16 protein-coding genes are annotated in these 18,311 nt (G+C 68.7%); 10 read left to right on the top strand and 6 right to left on the bottom strand.

All coding sequences use genetic code 11. The annotated features are described in order from the left end of the window. Nucleotides 1-60: 60 nt before the first annotated feature. The 4 genes from gyrA (at nucleotide 61) to gluQRS (ending at nucleotide 5,241) form a co-directional block, all read left to right on the top strand. Nucleotides 61-2,769, top strand: coding sequence for a DNA gyrase subunit A (gyrA, locus tag KF887_12695; protein QYK40283.1), 2,709 nt, complete (start codon nucleotides 61-63; stop codon nucleotides 2,767-2,769). An 89-nt stretch (nucleotides 2,770-2,858) separates the two neighbouring features. Continuing rightward, complete coding sequence (locus tag KF887_12700) at nucleotides 2,859-3,089, top strand: hypothetical protein (protein ID QYK40284.1); 231 nt, start codon at nucleotides 2,859-2,861, stop codon at nucleotides 3,087-3,089. Next, nucleotides 3,086-4,414, top strand: coding sequence for a methylenetetrahydrofolate--tRNA-(uracil(54)-C(5))-methyltransferase (FADH(2)-oxidizing) TrmFO (gene trmFO / locus KF887_12705; protein ID QYK40285.1), 1,329 nt, complete (start codon nucleotides 3,086-3,088; stop codon nucleotides 4,412-4,414). The genes KF887_12700 and trmFO overlap by 4 nt, the downstream gene beginning before the upstream one ends. Beyond that, nucleotides 4,402-5,241 (top strand): tRNA glutamyl-Q(34) synthetase GluQRS, encoded by an 840-nt coding sequence (gene gluQRS / locus KF887_12710; GenBank protein QYK40286.1) that lies wholly within the window; start codon nucleotides 4,402-4,404, stop codon nucleotides 5,239-5,241. The genes trmFO and gluQRS overlap by 13 nt, the downstream gene beginning before the upstream one ends. On the opposite strand, the gene hisI is transcribed toward gluQRS, so the two are convergent. Next, the gene (hisI, locus tag KF887_12715; protein QYK40287.1) at nucleotides 5,236-5,592 is read right to left on the bottom strand and encodes a phosphoribosyl-AMP cyclohydrolase; all 357 of its coding nucleotides are present in this window, start codon (nucleotides 5,590-5,592) and stop codon (nucleotides 5,236-5,238) included. The genes gluQRS and hisI overlap by 6 nt on opposite strands. 74 nt (nucleotides 5,593-5,666) lie before the next feature. Between hisI and KF887_12720 the strand changes: the two genes are divergently transcribed. Beyond that, nucleotides 5,667-6,119, top strand: coding sequence for an iron-sulfur cluster assembly scaffold protein (locus KF887_12720; GenBank protein ID QYK40288.1), 453 nt, complete (start codon nucleotides 5,667-5,669; stop codon nucleotides 6,117-6,119). 497 nt (nucleotides 6,120-6,616) lie between these two features. On the opposite strand, the gene efp is transcribed toward KF887_12720, so the two are convergent. After that, nucleotides 6,617-7,186 carry an elongation factor P gene (efp, locus tag KF887_12725; protein ID QYK40289.1) on the bottom strand — a complete coding sequence of 190 codons (570 nt, stop codon included), beginning with the start codon at nucleotides 7,184-7,186 and terminating at the stop codon, nucleotides 6,617-6,619. 96 nt (nucleotides 7,187-7,282) lie between these two features. Between efp and genX the strand changes: the two genes are divergently transcribed. After that, nucleotides 7,283-8,347, top strand: a complete 1,065-nt coding sequence (genX, locus tag KF887_12730) for an EF-P lysine aminoacylase GenX (GenBank protein QYK40290.1) — start codon at nucleotides 7,283-7,285, stop codon at nucleotides 8,345-8,347. Here the strand turns inward: genX and KF887_12735 are convergent. The 3 genes from KF887_12735 to KF887_12745 form a co-directional block, all read right to left on the bottom strand. Continuing rightward, nucleotides 8,337-9,065 carry a DUF1624 domain-containing protein gene (locus tag KF887_12735; GenBank protein QYK40291.1) on the bottom strand — a complete coding sequence of 243 codons (729 nt, stop codon included), beginning with the start codon at nucleotides 9,063-9,065 and terminating at the stop codon, nucleotides 8,337-8,339. The two genes, genX and KF887_12735, sit on opposite strands and share 11 nt — an antisense overlap. Before the next feature lie 103 nt (nucleotides 9,066-9,168). Beyond that, the gene (locus KF887_12740; protein ID QYK40292.1) at nucleotides 9,169-12,813 is read right to left on the bottom strand and encodes a vitamin B12-dependent ribonucleotide reductase; all 3,645 of its coding nucleotides are present in this window, start codon (nucleotides 12,811-12,813) and stop codon (nucleotides 9,169-9,171) included. Between the two features lie 399 nt (nucleotides 12,814-13,212). Continuing rightward, on the bottom strand, nucleotides 13,213-14,091 hold the full coding sequence (locus tag KF887_12745) for a DMT family transporter (GenBank protein QYK43568.1): 879 nt from the start codon (nucleotides 14,089-14,091) through the stop codon (nucleotides 13,213-13,215). 217 nt (nucleotides 14,092-14,308) lie between these two features. Here KF887_12745 and KF887_12750 point away from each other — a divergent pair, with 217 nt between their 5' ends. The 4 genes from KF887_12750 to KF887_12765 are packed head-to-tail and all read left to right on the top strand — an operon-like array spanning nucleotide 14,309 to nucleotide 17,442. Next, complete coding sequence (locus tag KF887_12750; GenBank protein QYK40293.1) at nucleotides 14,309-14,719, top strand: transcriptional repressor; 411 nt, start codon at nucleotides 14,309-14,311, stop codon at nucleotides 14,717-14,719. A 23-nt stretch (nucleotides 14,720-14,742) separates the two neighbouring features. Then, a complete protein-coding gene (locus KF887_12755) occupies nucleotides 14,743-15,666 on the top strand; it encodes a DMT family transporter (GenBank protein QYK40294.1) in 924 nt (307 codons plus the stop codon). After that, entirely contained in the window at nucleotides 15,663-16,940 is a 1,278-nt protein-coding gene (gene eno / locus KF887_12760) for a phosphopyruvate hydratase (protein ID QYK40295.1), read from the top strand. Before KF887_12755 ends, eno begins: the two co-directional genes overlap by 4 nt. 4 nt (nucleotides 16,941-16,944) lie before the next feature. Further along, nucleotides 16,945-17,442 carry a hypothetical protein gene (locus tag KF887_12765; protein QYK40296.1) on the top strand — a complete coding sequence of 166 codons (498 nt, stop codon included), beginning with the start codon at nucleotides 16,945-16,947 and terminating at the stop codon, nucleotides 17,440-17,442. On the opposite strand, the gene KF887_12770 is transcribed toward KF887_12765, so the two are convergent. Continuing rightward, nucleotides 17,439-18,224, bottom strand: coding sequence for an SDR family oxidoreductase (locus KF887_12770; GenBank protein ID QYK40297.1), 786 nt, complete (start codon nucleotides 18,222-18,224; stop codon nucleotides 17,439-17,441). The genes KF887_12765 and KF887_12770 overlap by 4 nt on opposite strands. Nucleotides 18,225-18,311 lie beyond the last annotated feature (87 nt).

Consider the following 18,311-nt stretch of genomic DNA (forward strand, 5'->3'; position numbering starts at 1 on the left):
GGTATGGTCTATAACCCGGGCAACACGATCTGGCGCCCCAGCACAAGGCTCGCGCATCACATGAGCGACACCCCGGAAGACACTGACGAAAAAGAAGAAACCCCGCGAATGCCGCATGCCGGTCCGCAGGTAGACATCGCCGCCGAGATGCGCACCGCCTATCTCGACTATGCCATGTCCGTCATCGTCAGCCGCGCCATCCCCGACCTGCGCGACGGCCTGAAACCTGTGCACCGGCGCATTCTTTACGCAATGCACGAAACCGGCAACACCCACGACAAGCCCTACCGCAAGTCCGCCCGCCCCGTCGGCGATGTCATGGGCAAGTATCACCCCCACGGCGATTCCGCGATCTACGACGCCCTCGTGCGGATGGCGCAGCCGTTCAGCATGTCGCTGAAACTCCTTGACGGACAAGGGAATTTCGGCTCGATGGACGGCGACAACCCGGCTGCCATGCGCTATACCGAAGTGCGGATGGACAAGCCCGCCGGGTTCCTGCTGGCCGATATCGACAAGGACACGGTCGACTTTCAGGACAACTACGACGGCAAGGACCGCGAACCGACCGTCCTGCCCGCCCGCTTTCCCAACATGCTGGTCAACGGTGCCGGCGGCATCGCCGTCGGCATGGCCACGAACATCCCGCCCCACAACCTGGGCGAGGTGATCGACGCGACGCTCGCCCTCATCGCCAACCCGGACCTGTCGTCCGAGGCACTGATGGAGATCGTCCCCGCCCCCGATTTCCCCACCGGCGGCCTGATCCTCGGCCGCTCCGGCGCGCGCAAGGCCTATCTCGAGGGGCGCGGATCGGTGATCATCCGCGCGAAGACGCATGTCGAGGAAATCCGCAAGGACCGCTTCGCCATCATCGTGGACGAGATTCCCTATCAGGTGAACAAGTCCACCATGGTCGAACGCATCGCCGAATGTGTGCGCGAGAAGAAGATCGAGGGAATCAGCCATGTTGCGGACGAATCCGACCGCATCGGCGTGCGCGTGGTGATCGAACTCAAGCGCGACGCCACGCCCGATGTGGTTCTGAACCAGCTCTGGCGCTTCACGCCGATGCAGGTCTCGTTCGGCTGCAACATGCTGGCCCTGAACGGCGGCCGCCCCGAACAACTGGCGTTGCGCGATTTCCTCACGCATTTCATCGCCTTCCGCGAGGATGTCGTATCGCGCCGCACCGCGTTCGAACTGCGCAAGGCGCGCGAGCGCAGCCATATCCTCTGCGGTCTGGCCGTGGCGGTGTCGAACGTGGACGAGGTGGTGCGCACCATCCGCGCCAGCGCCGACGCGGCCGAGGCGCGCGAACGGCTGATGACCCGCCGCTGGCCCGCGCGGGACATCGCCGACTACATCCGCCTGATCGACGACCCCTCGCACACGATCAACGACGATGGCACCTACAACCTGTCCGAGGCCCAGGCCCGCGCGATTCTCGATCTGCGCCTGCAGCGGCTGACCGCGCTCGGGGTCAAGGAAGTGACGGACGAGCTTGCCGAACTCGCAAGCCGGATCAAGGACTTCCTGGCCATTCTTGCCAGCCGTGAACGGATTCTCGCGATCATCTCGAACGAACTGGCCGAGGTGAAATCGCTGTTCGCCGTGCCGCGCCGCACCGAGATCACCGAATGGGGCGGCGACCTCGAGGACGAGGATCTGATCGAGCGCGAGGACATGGTCGTGACCATCACCTCGGGCGGCTACATCAAGCGCACCCCCCTTGCCGAATTCCGCGCCCAGAACCGCGGGGGCAAGGGACTGGCCTCGATGCAGACCAAGGAAGACGATGTGGTGACGACGCTTTTCGTCGCGAATACACATACCTGGCTGCTGTTCTTCACGACCGACGGCATGGTCTACAAGCTCAAGACCTGGCGCCTGCCGCTGGCCGGGCGCACCGCCCGGGGCAAGGCGATCGTCAACATCCTGCCGATCCAGGCCGGCGTCACGATCGCCGCCCTGATGCCCGTCGACGTGCCCGAGGCCGAATGGGACGCGCTGCAGATCGTCTTTGCCACCTCGGACGGCGACGTGCGGCAGAACGACCTGTCCGACTTCACCAACGTCAAGCGCAACGGCAAGATCGCGATGAACCTGCCCGAGGGCGTGACGCTGGTGAACGCGGCCATCGCCGACGAGGATGACGACGTGATGCTGGTCACCGCCGGGGGCCGCGCCATCCGCTTCCCCACCACCGAGATCCGGGTGTTCAAGTCACGCGGCAGCACCGGCGTGCGCGGCATCCGGCTGGCCGATGGCGACCGCGTGGTCTCGATGGCCATCATCCGCCATTTCGAGGCCGATCCCGCCACCCGCGAGGCCTATCTGAAGCAGCGCCGGCTGATGGCCGGCGTCACCGAGGACGAGTCGGATGACGAAGAGGAAACCGTTGCCGCAGGCCAGCTCAGCCCCGAACGCTATGTCGAGATGTCGGCGGCCGAGGACCTGATCCTGACCGTCACGGCGGGCGGTTCGGGCAAGCTTTCATCCAGCCACGACTACCCGGTGCGCGGCCGCGGCGGGATGGGGGTCAAGGCGATCTCGCCCGGGCCGCGTGGCGGGCGGATCGTCGCCTCGTTCCCGGTCGAGATGACCGACCAGATCATGCTGGCCACCTCGACCGGCCAGTCGATCCGGGTTCCGGTGGAGCAGGTCAGCTTCCGGTCCCGTTCGGCCGGCGGGGTGCGCGTGTTCAACGTGGGCCCCGAGGAAGAGGTTGTCTCGGTCGCCCGCGTGGCCGAACAGGGCGAGGCGTGAGGGACCGGCTGGAATCCCTGCTGCAGCAGATGGCGTGTGACGGAAAAACCATGCTGTACGGACAGATGGCGCGCGAACTTCAAGTTCCGATGGCAGTGCTCACCGCGGCGCTCGAAACCCTGATGCGCGAGGATGCGGCCGCCGGGCGGCCGCTGCGTGCCGCGCTGATGGCCGGGCGCCTGTCGGGCGGCCTGCCCGCGCGCGGCTTCTTCGACGCGGCGGCGGCCCTGGGCCGTGACACATCGGACCCTGCGGCACTGGCCGCGCGGGAACGCGGCGCGCTTTTCGCCGCCGCGCAGGCCGCAGGACCGCGGCCATGACCGAACCCCTGCACATCATCGGCGGCGGCATGGCGGGGTCCGAGGCGGCCTGGCAGGCGGCCGGCATGGGCGTGCCCGTCATCCTGCACGAGATGCGCCCCCGCACCGGCACCTTTGCCCACCGCACCGGCGACCTGGCCGAGATGGTCTGTTCCAACTCGTTCCGGTCGGACGACGACGAACGCAATGCCGTGGGTCTGCTGCATTGGGAAATGGACCGGGCCGGCGGCCTGATCATCCAGACCGCCCGCGCGCATCGCCTGCCCGCAGGTGGCGCGCTGGCGGTTGACCGCGATCCCTTTGCGGCGGCCGTCACCGCGAAACTGCGCGCGCATTTCCTGATTACCGTTGTGGATGAGGAGGTTGCAGAGCTTCCCTCAGACGGCCATTGGATCGTCGCGACCGGCCCGCTGACCAGCGGGGCGCTGGCCCAGAGCATCCGTGCCGCCACCGGGGCCGAGCATCTGGCCTTCTTCGATGCCATCGCCCCGATCGTCTATGCCGAAAGCGTCGACATGTCCGTGGCCTGGCGGCAATCGCGCTATGACAAGGGCGAGACGGTCGAGGAACAGACGGCCTACATCAACTGCCCGATGGACCGCGCGCAATACGACGCCTTCATCGACGCGCTTCTGGCCGCCGACAAGACGACCTTCCACGACGGCGAGACCGCCGGATATTTCGATGGCTGCCTGCCGATCGAGGTGATGGCCGAACGCGGCCGCGAGACGCTGCGGTTCGGACCGATGAAGCCCGTCGGGCTGACGAACCCGCACAGTCCGGCAAAGCCCTATGCCGTGGTCCAGCTTCGCCGCGACAATGCGCTGGGCACGCTCTACAACATCGTGGGCTTCCAGACCAAGATGAAGCACGGCGCGCAAGTTGATGTTTTCAGGCGCATTCCCGGCCTTCAGGATGCCAGCTTTGCCCGCCTTGGCGGGATCCACCGCAATACCTTCATCAACTCGCCCACGCTGCTGGATGACCGCATGCGCCTGAAGTCGCGGCCGAACATCCGCTTCGCGGGACAGATCACCGGGGTCGAGGGCTATGTCGAAAGCGCCGCCATGGGGCTGCTGGCGGGGCGCATGGCGGCCGCGGCGATCCTTGGCCGCGACCTGCCGCCACCGCCGCCGGAAACCGCCATGGGGGCGCTGGTGACCCACATCACCGGCGGCGCCGATGCCAGAACCTTCCAGCCGATGAACGTGAACTTCGGCCTGTTTCCCCCGATCGACGCCAGGGGGGGCCGCAAGGGCCGCAAGGACCGCTACAAGGCCTATACCGACCGCGCCAAGGCGGCCTTCGCGGAATGGCTTTCGTAACCCGCTTCGCGCCCTCGCCCACCGGGCCGCTGCATCTTGGCCACGCCTATTCCGCGATGCTGGCGCATGACATGGCCCGGGCCGCGGGCGGACGGTTCCTGCTGCGGATGGAGGATACCGACCTCGACCGATGCCGCCCCGAATTCGAGGCCGGGATCATCGAGGATCTGGCCTGGCTGGGCCTGACCTGGGACGGACCCGTCCACCGCCAGTCCGACCACATTCCCGGCTACACCGCGCGGTTGCAGCCGCTGGTCGACCGGGGGCTTCTGTATCCCTGTTCCTGCACCCGTTCCGACATCCGTGCGGCCCTGTCGGCCCCGCAGGAGGGCGTTGCGCACAACGTCTATCCCGGCACCTGCCGGGGCCGCGGCATCGACAGCCGCCTGCCCGGCGACGCGCTGCGGCTGGACCTGGCGGCGGCGCTGCGCATGCTGGCGGGGGCCGATCTGGGCCATGCCGAAACCGGCCCGCGCTTTGCAGGGTCCCACCAGGTGCGGCCGGAGACCGCGCTGGCCGAGATCGGCGATGTCGTCCTGTCGCGCAAGGGCGAGGATATCGTGGCCTATTTCCTGGCCTCGGCCTTCGACGATGCCGACCAGGGCATCAGCCATGTCGTCAGGGGCGAGGACCTTTTCGCCTTCACGCCGATCCAGGTGATCCTTCAGCACCTGCTGGGCCTGCCGACGCCCGTCTACCACCACCACCGGCTGATCCGCGACGATCGGGGCAAGCGGCTTGCCAAGCGCGACGACGCCCGCGCCATCGCGCGATACCGCGCCGAGGGTGCGGCGCCGGCCGATATCCGGGCCATGGTCGGCCTATAGCGGCGCCATGATCTCGACCTCGCCGCCGTCGCGCAGCGCGGTATAGAAACAGGACCGGCGGTTGGTGTGGCAGGCCGGGCCGGTCTGGTCCACCAGCACCAGCAGGCAGTCCCTGTCGCAGTCGATGCGCAGCTCGACCAGGCGCTGCACATGGCCCGAGCTTTCCCCCTTCACCCAGAACGCCGACCGCGACCGCGACCAATAGGTCACGCGCCCCGTCTCGATCGTGCGCGACAGGCTTTCGGCGTTCATCCAGGCCATCATCAGCACCTCGCCCGTGGCATGGTCCTGCGCGATGCAGGGAATCAGGCCGCGGTCGTCATAGCCAAGCGTCCGGGGATCGAAGGACATGGGCCTGCCTCCTTTGCAAGTCGCGCGCCCGGGTCTATCTTTGCCGGACCGGCAAGGAAAGCCCGAGCATCGCCATGTCCGACCCCGATCTGATCAAGCTCTACTCTGCCCGCATCCTCGACCTTGCGGCCGATGTTCCGCGCCCCGGGCGCCTGACCGCGCCGCAGGGCACGGCGCGGCGCCGGTCGCCGCTCTGCGGGTCCACGGTGACGGTGGACGTGGTGATGAAGGACGGGCGGGTGGCCGATTTCGCGCAGGACGTGAAGGCCTGCGCCCTGGGCCAGGCGGCCGCGGCGGTGACCGGCGCCGCGCTGATCGGGCGCAGCCGCGCCGAGATCGAGGTCGGGCGCGACGGCCTGCGCGCCATGCTGAAGGACGGCGGGCCGGTGCCCCCCGCCCCCTGGGACGGGTTCGAGGTTCTGACCCCGGCGCGCGACTATCGCAACCGCCATGCCTCGATCCTGCTGGCGATCGAGGCGGCGGCCGAGGCGGTGGCGGCGGCCGAGGGCGCGGCCGCGAGCGCCTGAGCCGTCCAGCCCGGGGCCGCCAACCCGCCCCTTTCCCGCGCGGGCGCGACGCCCCCACCGCATCGCGGGCCACCAAAAAAAACCGCCGCCCGTTGTAGGGGCGGCGGCAAGTGCGCGTGTCTGACGGGGCGGGACAGCCCAGGGGCGCGCCGGAATGGCATTGCGCGCCCGGGTTCAGAACGCAGGCAGGAACCGGGGGCCTAGAACAGGCCGGGCAGCGACAGCGCCGCCAGAAGCATCAGGAACAGCGCGGCAACGCCCGCCGCATCCGCCGCCGGGCTGTCGGTCTCGCGCAGCAGGCGATCCATCAGGGCTGTGGACATCGGGCATCTCCTTCGCTTTCGTGTTGCCTGATTGTTCTCACAAACTCCGGATGGTCGTCAAGAACTTTTTAAGAACATGCGAAGACGAACAGGGAACATTCCGACACGCGGGGCATGGAATGCAAAAGGCCCCGCGTTTCCGCAGGGCCCCGGTGCGTTTCACGGCACGGCGGATCAATCCTTGGCGCGTTCCACATAGCTGTTGTCGTCGGTGTTGATCACGATGCGGGTGCCCGGCCCGATATGCGGCGGCACCATCACCCGCAGCCCGCTGTCGGTGGTGGCGGGCTTGTAGCTGGAGCTGGCGGTCTGCCCCTTCACCACGGGTTCCGTCTCGGTGATCTCGACCGTGATCTTCTGCGGCATCTCGATGGCGATCGGCACGCCGTCGAAGGTCTTGAGGTAACAGCGCATGCCTTCCTGCAGATAGACCTTGCTGTCGCCCATCACGTCGCCGGTGACCACGACCTGCTCATAGGTCTCGGGCTCCATGAAATGGAACCCCTCGCCATCCTCGTAGAGGAAATCATACTCCCGTTCGTCGACGGTCGCCTTCTCCACCTGGTCGGTGGTCTTCCACCGCTCGCTGACCTTCACGCCGTCCGAGATGCGGCGCATGTCGACCGATGTCGTGGGGGTGCCCTTGCCGGGATGGAAGTTCTCGGCCTTGAGCACGGCATACAGGCGGCCGTCCATCTCGACGACGTTCCCCTTGCGCAACGATGAAGCGATGACCTTGACCACGTTTGGACCCTTGTGAATGACGGAAAGGCGCGGTAGCCGCGCAATCCCGCATGCCCCTAGCGCATCCTGCGCCAATCCGCCAGCCCCGAGGCCCCGATGCCCCAGTCCCCCGCCGACACCCCCTGGTGGCACCCCGCCCGGCACGAGGGCCGCCGCCCGGCCCTGCTGGCGCGCAACCGCATCGTCTCGGCGCTGCGCCGCTGGTTCGACGATCAGGGCTTTGCCGAGGTCGATCCGTCGATTCTCGCCACCTCGCCGGGGAACGAGACGCATCTGCACGCCTTCGCCACCACGATGATCGGCAACGACGGTGTCGGGCGGCCGGCCTACCTGCACACCTCGCCCGAATTCGCCATGAAGAAACTGCTGGCGGCGGGCGAGACGCGGATATTCGCCCTGTCGCACGTGTTCCGCAACCGCGAGCGCGGCGCCCGCCACCACCCCGAGTTCACGATGCTGGAATGGTATCGGGCCGGGGCGGATTATGACGTTCTGATAAGGGATTGCGCGGCGTTCCTGCAGCTTGCCGCGCGCGCGGCGGGCAGCACCCTGCTGCGCCATGGCGATGCCACCTGCGACCCGTTCGCGGAACCCGAACGCCTGACGCTGGCCCAGGCCTTCGCACGCCACGCGGGCATCGACCTGCCCGCCACCATGTCCCCCGACGGCAGCCCCGACCCGGCGGCGATGGCGCGGGCCTGCGCGCAGGCGGGCGTCCGCACCGATCCCTCCGACACCTGGTCCGACATGTTCAGCCGCGTCCTCGCCGACCGGATCGAGCCGCATCTCGGCCACGGCCGGCCCACCGCGCTCGACCGCTACCCGGTGCCCGAGGCGGCGCTGGCCCGGCCCTGCCCCGACGATCCGCGCTTTGCCGAACGGTTCGAGCTTTATGCCTGCGGGGTCGAGCTGGCCAACGGCTTCGGCGAACTGACGAACGCCCCCGAACAGCGCCGCCGCTTCCTGGCCGACATGGACGAGAAGGCGCGGCTCTACGGCGAGCGCTACCCGCTGGACGAGGATTTCCTGGCGGCGCTGGCCCTGATGCCCCCCGCCAGCGGCATCGCCATGGGGTTCGACCGGCTGGCGATGCTGGCGACCCATGCGCCGCGCATCGACGATGTGATCTGGGCCCCCGTCCCCGACAGCCCTAGCCGGTGATCCGCAGCCAGGCCCAGATCCCGCCGATCAGCACCGGCTGGTGCAGCAGATAGATGGCCAGCGAATGCCGCCCCGGCCAGCCCAGCCGCCGCAGACCGGGCCCCGGCGGCGGCGCGGCCCGCAGCGCCTGCCAGAGGCCCGCATCCTCCGCCGCCCGGGCCGCCGCGATCCCCGCCAGCACCGCCGCGAACCACGGAAACACCGGCACATAGTCCACCGTCAGCGGAACAACCGTTCCCAGCCCCAGGAACTGCACCCCCGCAAGGTCGAAGACCGGCGCGGCCACCTGCCGGTCGATGAAGACGACCGCCGCCGCCAGCCCGGCGATCGCCGGCCAGGGCAGCCGCAGCACGGCCAGCCCCGCGACCGACCCGAAGGCGATGGCATGCAGGATGCCGAAGAACACCCAGCGGTCGGGCATCGCGAACCAGGTCGCCGCCGAGATCGCGGCCGCCGCGCCGCCCACCGCCGCCAGCCGCCGCAGCGCCGGTCGCCAGGCGACGCCGCCACCATGCGCCAGCCACAGGCTGACCCCCGCGAGGAACAGGAACGACGCGGCCGTGCCGCGCGCCAGCCAGTACCAGCCCCCCGACAGCACCGTGCCCGGCGCGACCAGGCCGAACATCTCCAGGTCATAGGCGAAGTGATAGACCGCCATGGCGACAAGCGCCGCGCTGCGCGCCGCGTCCAGCTGCCAGATCCGCCCGTTCCCTGCCACGCCCCGCCCTCCGCCAGCACAAGGGGCACCCGACCCCGGATGCCCCTGCGCCGCGCTCAGATATGCCCGGGCGCGCGGGGGGCCAGCCCCCCGCCCGGCCCGCTCACGAACACCCGCTCGTGCCGCCGCAGGTGTTGCACTTCAGGCAGGTGCCGTTGCGCACCAGCGTGTAGTTGCCGCATTCGCCGCAGGGATCGCCCGTGTAGCCCTGCATCTTGGCCTTGGCGCGGGGGTCAAGCGCGACCGTGCCGCTGGCGATCGCCGTGGCGCCGAGCGCCAGGGTCAGCCCTGCCGCATCGCCGGAAAACGCCGCCGCCTGCCCGCCCTGCAGCACCACCAGTTCCTGCGGCAGCCGCTTGCGCAGATAGCCGGTCGAGCTGATCGACTTCAGCAGTTCCACCGACTTGGTGGCGGCCGCGTCGCTGATCTCGCCGATGTTGCGCTTGCCTTCCTCCTCGCCGCGGCCGAGGTCATCAAAGCTCGCGCCCTGCGGCTTCACATGCGCCAGGTCGGTGCGGTCCAGATAGCTGACCGCCAGTTCGCGGAAGATGTAGTCGAGGATCGAGGTGGCGTTCTTGATGCTGTCGTTGCCCTGCACCATGCCCGCCGGCTCGAACCGGGTGAAGGTGAAGGCCTCCACGAATTCCTCCAGCGGCACGCCGTATTGCAGGCCGACGCTGACGGCGATGGCGAAGTTGTTCATCATCGCCCGGAAGCCCGCGCCTTCCTTGTGCATGTCGATGAAGATCTCGCCCAACGAGCCGTCGCCGTATTCGCCGGTCCGCAGATAGACCTTGTGGCCGCCCACGATGGCCTTCTGGGTATAGCCCTTGCGGCGTTCGGGCAGCTTCACGCGGTGCGACCGCACGATCTCCTTCACGATCACCTTCTCGATGATCTTCTCGGCCACGACCATGGCCTTTTCCTGCGGCGAGCCGCTGGCCAGCACCTCCTCGGCCTCCTCGTCGTCCTCGACCAGGGCCGCGGCCAGCGGCTGCGACAGTTTCGATCCGTCGCGGTAGAGCGCATTGGCCTTCACGCCCAGCGACCACGACAGTTCGTAGGCCGCCTTGACATCCTCGATGGTGGCCGCGTTCGGCATGTTGATGGTCTTGGAAATGGCCCCCGAGATGAAGCTCTGGGCGGCGGCCATCATGTGGATATGCGATTCGACGCTCAGGAACCGCTTGCCGGTCTTGCCGCAGGGATTGGCGCAGTCGAAGACCGCAAGATGCTCGGCCTTCAGATGCGGCGCGCCCTCCAGCGTCATCGTCCCGCAGACATGGTCGTTGGCGGCGGCGATCTGCGCCCGGCTGAACCCCAGATGCGTCAGCAGGTCGAAGGTCGGGTCGGCCAGACGCTCGGCCGGAATGCCCAGCGTGCCGCGGCAGAACTCCTCGCCCAGCGTCCACTGGTTGAACACGAAGCGGATGTCGAACGCGGTGGGCAGCGCCGCCTCGACCTTGGCGATCTCGGCCGCGCCGAACCCGTGGCCGATCAGCGCCGTGTGGTTGATGCCGGGCGCCTGCCCCAGGCTGCCATGGCCCACGGCATGGGCCACGATCTCGGCCACCTGCGCCGGGCCATAGCCCAGCTTGGCCAGGGCGGCGGGCACCGACTGGTTGATGATCTTGAAATAGCCGCCGCCCGCCAGTTTCTTGAACTTCACCAGGGCGAAATCGGGCTCGATCCCGGTGGTGTCGCAGTCCATCACCAGCCCGATGGTGCCGGTCGGCGCGATCACCGTGACCTGCGCATTGCGGAACCCGTGCGCCTGGCCCAGCGTCAGCGCCTCGTCCCAGGCCGACCGGGCCAGCGCCACCAGCCCCTTGTCCGGGCAGTTCCGGGCATCCAGCGCCACCGGCGCCACGTTCAGCCCCTCGTATTCCGCCGTCCCCTGCGCCGCCGCCCGGTGGTTGCGGATCACCCGCAGCATATGGGACGCATTGCGCGCATAGCCCGGGAAGGCGCCCAGTTCCGCCGCCATCTCGGCACTCGTCGCATAGGACACGCCGGTCATCACCGCGGTCAGCGCCCCGCACAGCGCCCGGCCCTCGGGGCTGTCATATCCCAGCCCCATGTTCATCAGCAGCCCGCCGATATTGGCATAGCCAAGGCCCAGCGTGCGGAAGTCATAGGACAGCTGCGCGATCTCCTTCGACGGGAACTGCGCCATCATCACGCTGATTTCCAGCGTCACCGTCCACAGCCGCGTGGCATGCACATAGCCCTCGGCGTCGAACCGCCCGTCCTTCAGGAAGGTCAGCAGGTTCATCGAGGCCAGGTTGCAGGCGGTATCGTCGAGGAACATGTATTCCGAACACGGGTTCGACCCCCGGATCGGCCCGTCCTCGGGGCAGGTGTGCCAGGCGTTCACCGTGTCGTGGAACTGGATGCCGGGATCGGCGCAGGCCCAGGCGGCATGGCCCACCTGTTCCCACAGGTCGCGCGCCTTCACCGTCTTGGACACCCGGCCATCGGTGCGGCGCACCAGTTCCCAGTCCAGGTCCTCCGCCACCGCGCGCAGGAAGGCATCGGTCACCCGCACCGAGTTGTTCGAGTTCTGGCCCGACACGCTGGCATAGGCTTCCGAATCCCAGTCCGTGTCATAGGTCGGGAACTCGATCGAGGAAAATCCCTGCCGCGCATAGTCCAGCACGCGCTTCACATAGGTGTCGGGGATCATCGCCTTCTTCGCCGCGCGCAGCGCCGCCTTCAGCGCCGGGTTCTTCGCCGCATCCGCCGCATCCGCCGCCGCCCCGTCCCAGACCCGGATCGCGGCAAAGATCTCGTTCAGCCGCGCCTCATGCGCCTTCGACCCGGCGACCAGCGAGGCGACCTTCTGCTCCTCGATCACCTTCCAGTTGATGAACTGCTCGATATCGGGGTGATCCATGTCGCAGATCACCATCTTGGCCGCACGCCGCGTGGTGCCGCCCGACTTGATCGCCCCCGCCGCGCGGTCGCCGATCTTCAGGAACCCCATCAGGCCGCTCGACTTGCCGCCGCCCGACAGCCGTTCGCCCTCGCCCCGCAGCGACGAGAAATTGGTCCCCGTCCCCGAGCCGTACTTGAACAGCCGCGCCTCGCGGACCCACAGGTCCATGATCCCACCCTCGTTCACCAGATCGTCGCTGACCGACTGGATGAAGCAGGCATGCGGCTGCGGATGTTCGTAGGCGCTGTCCGATTTCGTCAGCTTGCCGGTCCGGTGGTCCACATAGAAATGGCCCTGCGACGGGCCGTCGATCCCGTAGGCCCAGTGCAGCCCGGTGTTGAACCACTGCGGGCTGTTCGGCGCCGCCATCTGGCGGGCCAGCATGAACCGCATCTCGTCATAATAGGCGCGGGCATCGGCCTCGGCGGTGAAATAGCCGCCCTTCCAGCCCCAGTAGGCCCAGGCCCCCGCCAGCCGGTCGAACACCTGCCGGGCACTGGTCTCGCCGACGATCCGCTCGCCCTCGGGCAGCGCGGCCAATGCCTCCTCGTCGGCGACCGACCGCCACAGGAACTCGGGCACGCCCTTCTCGCGCACCTTCTTCAGACGCGCGGGCACGCCGGCCTTGCGGAAATACTTCTGCGCCAGAACGTCACCCGCCACCTGGCTCCACCCGTCGGGCACCTCCACGGCGTCGTTGCGGAACACCACCTTGCCGTCGGGGTTCCGGATTTCGCTGGTCATCGTGGCAAAGGCCATGGCGCCATAGGCACCGGTGGCCTCGGTGGTGAACTTCCGCTCGATCCTCATCTGCCTCGCTCCGTTTCTCGTTATGGCGCGCCCCGGCGCCCGTGGTCCCGTCTGCGGGCACAGGAAACAGCGCCCCGCTCCGCAGTGGCGAAGCAGGTCAGCCTGACGCGGCTGATGCTCTGGTGGTTGATCCCTGTCCCACGCCAGCCACAACATCTGGTGTGTCGTTTCGGCGCTTTGTCAAAGTGTCGTATTCGCGGGCGCCGATCAACGCGAAAAAGTGTCGTAACACAAAATAAAGTATCTTGACGCAGCCCTACCCCAATCCGTGGGGAAAACCTGTGGATATGTGGACAGACCGGGGGACAAACGCACCTGTGCGCGGCGCGTCGCCGGGATTTTGGCAACCAGTGAAAACACTTGGCGCAACAGGCTGATTTCGCGTGTGAACTGGCCGACTCAACCCCGGTTGATCAGCACGATTCCCGCAGCCACCAGCGATGCCGCGACAACCAGTCCCGGGGTCAGCGCCTCGCCCAGCAGCAGCCAGCCCAGCGCCACCGAGAAGACCGGCGTCAGAAAGCTGAACGAGGCCACGATCGCGGCCGGATAGACCGACAGCAGCCACAGCCAGGCAATGAACCCGCCCGCCACCACGACGCCCGACTGGAACAGCAGCCACAACCCGTGCTCGGGCCGGAACTCGCGGATCAGCGGACCGAAGGCCAGCGATGCCAGCAGCAGAATCGGCGCCGACACCGCGACCATCCACAACAGCTGCATCTCCGGCCCCGCCGCCCGCATCACCGGCCGCTTGGCGACAAAGGCCGTGCCCGCCCAGCCCAGCGCCGCGCCCAGCGCGCACAGGTCGCCCGCCAGGCTGCCCGCCCCGGCGCCCCGGCCGTCCAGGATCGCCAGCGCCGTGCCTGCAAAGGCCAGGCCCAGGCCCGCCATGCGCCGCGCCGTCAGCCGCTCGCCCGGCAGACCCCAATGCGCCATCAGCGCCAGCCACACCGGCATGGAATAGAAGATGACGGCCGCGCGGCTGACCGTCGTCAGGTCCAGCGCCACGAACAGGCACAGGAACTCGGCCGCAAAGACGGCGCCCATCAGGACGCCCGCCCCCGCCTGCCCGGGTCCGACCCGAGGCGGACGGCCGCGCAGGACCAGCCAGGCCAGTACGAACAGCGTGGCCAGCGCCGACCGCAGCCCGGCAAAAAACACCGGTTGCAGCCCTTCGTTCACCCAGACGATCACCACCTGGTTGAAGGCCAGCAGCGCCGCGATCCCGGTCAGCGCCGCCGCGCCGAAAGCGTCAAGCCTGTCCCTGCGCATGATCCCCCCGCACCCCGCCGGCCGCCACCAGAGGGCGGCGGCTGCGCCGGGTCAAGGGCGGCGCGGGGCAAAAAAGTTGACGAAAGATGAATCCGCGCAGCCAAGCCATTGATATCAAAGCCACGGTTTTGCGTCCCACCGTGGGACGCTCGCAGGAAAAGGGGTGGAGCACGCGCGCCCCATGCCGTAATCCTGTATCACCTGAGACGGGAGCGGCCCCATGACCGACATCATCGCCCGCTGCGAAGCCAAGGGCCTGCGCATGACCGACCAGCGCCGCACCGTGGCCCAGGTGATCGGCGAGGCCGAGGATCACCCCGATGTCGAGGAACTGCACGCCCGCGCCGCAGCACTTGACCCCCGCATCTCGATCGCCACCGTCTACCGGACCGTGAAGCTGTTCGAGGAATCCGGCATCCTCGACCGCCACGAATTCGGCGACGGCCGCGCCCGCTACGAGGATTCGATCCGCGACCACCACGACCACCTGATCGACATGACCACCGGCGAGGTCATCGAATTCGTCGATCCCGAGATCGAGGAACTTCAGGAACGCATCGCCGCCCGGCTGGGATACCGCCTTGCCGGGCACCGGCTGGAGCTTTATGGCGTGCCCCTCAAGAAGGGCTGACCGACGGCCCGGAAAGGCCACCCATGTCATCCACCCTGCGCGGCATCGTCCTGATGACGGTCGCCATGGCCGCCTTCGCGGTCGAGGACGCGCTGATCAAGCTCGCCACCGGATCGCTTCCGCCCGGGCAGGTCCTGATGATGCTGGGCGTCGCCGGCGCCCCCGTCTTCGCCGCCCTGGCCCGCGCGCAGGGCCACCGCGTGCTGACCCGCGCCCTGCTGTCCCCGGCCCTGCTGGCCCGCAACGCGGCCGAGATGGTGGGCACCGTGGGCTTTGTCACCGCGCTCGCGCTGATCCCGCTCTCCACCGCATCCGCCATCCTGCAGGCGGCACCGCTGCTGGTCACGGCCGGGGCGGCGGTGTTCCTGGGGCAGGCGGTCGGCTGGCGCCGCTGGGCCGCCGTGGTCGCGGGCTTTGCCGGTGTGATGCTGATCCTGCGGCCCGGGATGGACGGGTTCGACGCCAACGCGCTCTGGGCGGTGCTGGGCGTGACCGGCCTCGCCGCGCGCGACCTGATCACCGGCCGCATGCCCCCCGCCCTGCCCACCCACGTCGTCGCCGCCACCGCCTTCGCGGCGGTCAGCATCGCCGGGGGTCTCATGCTGGCGGTCTCGGGCGGCGCGCGGCTGCCGCCCCCCGTCGCGGCGGCCCAGCTCGGCGGCGCGCTGGCCATCGGCATCGCCGCCTATTGGGCCATCGTCGAGGCCACCCGCTCCGGCGACGCGGCCGCCATCGCCCCCTTCCGCTACACCCGGATGGTCTTTGCCCTCGTCGTGGCATGGCTGATCTTTGCCGAGGTGCCCGACGCGCCGACCCTCGCAGGGGCCGCGCTGATCGTCGCCTCGGGCCTCTATACGCTTTACCGCGAGCGCCTGCGCAGGCTAGACAGGCGCGGAAGCGGCATTGTTAGCGCCAACATAACCCCGGAACCGGAGGCCCGCCCATGACCACCATCATCGACATCACCGCCCGCGAGATCCTCGACAGCCGTGGCAATCCCACCGTCGAGGTCGACGTCTATCTGGAATCGGGCGCCATGGGGCGCGCCGCCGTGCCCTCGGGCGCCTCGACCGGCGCCCACGAGGCGGTGGAACGCCGCGACGGCGACAAGAACCGCTATCTGGGCAAGGGCGTGCTCGAGGCCGTGGCCGCGGTGAACGGTGAGCTTGCCGAAGAGATCGTGGGCTTCGACGCCACCGACCAGATCGGCATCGACCGCACGATGATCGAGATGGACGGCACCCCGAACAAGGGCCGCCTGGGCGCCAACGCGATCCTCGGGGTCTCGCTGGCCGTTGCCAAGGCGGCGGCGGCGGCGCTGGGGCAGCCGCTGTTCCGCTACGTCGGCGGCACCTCGGCCCGGGTCCTGCCGGTGCCGATGATGAACATCATCAACGGCGGCGCCCATGCCGACAACCCGATCGACATCCAGGAATTCATGATCATGCCGGTGGGCGCCGACGACCTGCGCGACGCGGTGCGCATGGGGTCGGAGGTGTTCAACACGCTGAAGAAGGAGTTGTCGGCGGCCGGCCTGTCGACCGGCGTGGGCGACGAGGGCGGGTTTGCCCCGAACCTGAACTCTGCCCGCGACGCGCTCGACTTCATCCTGCGCTCGATCGAGAAGGCGGGCTACCGTCCGGGCGAGGACATCTATCTGTCGCTGGACTGCGCCGCCACCGAGTACTTCAAGAACGGCAAGTACGAGCTTGAGGGAGAAGGAAAATCCCTGACTCCCGCCGAAAACGTCGACTATCTGGCGGCACTGGCCGCCGACTATCCGATCATCTCGATCGAGGATGGCTGCTCCGAGGATGACTGGGACGGCTGGAAGCTGCTGACCGAACGGCTGGGCGGCACGCTGCAACTGGTGGGTGACGACCTGTTCGTCACCAATCCGCGCCGTCTGGCCGAAGGCATCCGGCGCGGCTGCGGCAACTCGATGCTGGTCAAGGTGAACCAGATCGGCACCCTGACCGAGACGCTGGAAGCGGTCGAGATGGCGCATCGCGCGCGGTTCACCAACGTGATGAGCCACCGTTCGGGCGAGACCGAGGATGCCACCATCGCCGACCTGGCCGTGGCCACCAACTGCGGCCAGATCAAGACCGGCAGCCTGGCGCGGTCGGACCGCCTGGCGAAGTACAACCAGCTGATCCGCATCCAGGAAATCCTGGGCGAGACGGCGGAATACGCGGGTCGGTCGGTGCTGCGGGGCTAGGGCGATGCGGGCGCTGCAATCCGCGGTGCTGGCCCTCGTGGTGGCCCTGATCGCGGCGCCCGCCGCCGCCCTGTCCTGTCTGGAACCGGATGTCCGCGCGACCTTCTGGCGCTACAGCGACCGTCCCGAAACCTGGCTGCCGGCGGTCGGCACCTTCAGCGATCTCCGGAAACTGCGCCATGACCGGGCCAAGGACCGCGTGCTGTGGACGGCGCGCTTTGCCGGGCACAGCGCGTCGAGCCGGGGTTGGGACCAGCCGATGGACGCCGAGGTGACCATCGTGGTCCCGCTTTTCTCCGGCATTGCGGGCGGCGAGACCGATCCCGATGCGCTGGCGCGCTGGCTGCCGGGCCAGACCGGGCTGGTCTGGCTGGAACGGACGCCCCGGGGCTATGCCGCCGTCCACGAGCTGTGCGAGCCGTTCCTGGATACCGACAAGGCCAACTGGAAGCGCGCGCTCGACTGCCTGCGCGGGCGGCGCTGCGCCCGGCCCGGCGGCTAGGGCGCGACCGGGGCCTGCAGCGCCACCTTGAATTCCTGCAACGTGTTGCCACCGTCGACGACGATCAGCTGCCCGGTGACATAGCTCGCCTCCTCGGCGGCCAGAAACAGCACGGCATGGGCAACCTCGGCCGGTGTGCCGGGGCGGCCGACCGGGGTATGGCGGCCCGCCACCAGTTCCGCCGCGTCGGAGCTTTCCGTGGCGATCCAGCCCGGTCCGATGGCGTTCACGGTGATGCCCCGACCGCCCGTCTCGATCGCCATCACCCGGGTCATGCCCATCAGCCCGGCCTTGGCGGCGGCATAGGTGCCCGAGCCGTCGATGCCGACGAGCGGCCCGGTCACCGAGGACATCTGGATGATCCGCCCGTAGCCCCGCGCGCGCATTCCCGGCAGCACGGCCCGGCACATCCGGAACGCCGAGGTCAGGGAAATGGCCAGGCCATGGTCCCATGTCGTGTCGGGCAGGTCGGCCAGCTGCGACCTGGGATGGTGCACCCCGGTCTGCTGCATGCCCGCGTTGTTCACAAGGATGTCGATGGGGCCAAGGGCCGCCTCCACCCCTGCGACCAGCGCGTCGATGTCCGGCTGGCGCGTCAGGTCGGCGATGGCGGCGTGGGTGCCCGGTCCAAGCTCCCTGGCCCGGTCATGGATGCGCGCGGTGGTCGAGGTGATCGCCACCCGCGCACCGGCATCGCGCAGGGCCCGGGCGCAGCCCATGCCGATGCCGCCCGCGCTGCCCGCCCCGGTGACCAGCGCCACCCTGCCCGAGACTCCTGCCATCGCCGTTCCTCCATTGGCGGCCGAGGCTAGCGCCGTTCCTGCGGCGCCGGAAGGGTGTTGAGATCGGTCACCCCGCGGGGGATACTC

Source organism: Paracoccaceae bacterium (assembly GCA_019454225.1).
In the GTDB taxonomy this organism is placed as follows: Bacteria; Pseudomonadota; Alphaproteobacteria; order Rhodobacterales; family Rhodobacteraceae.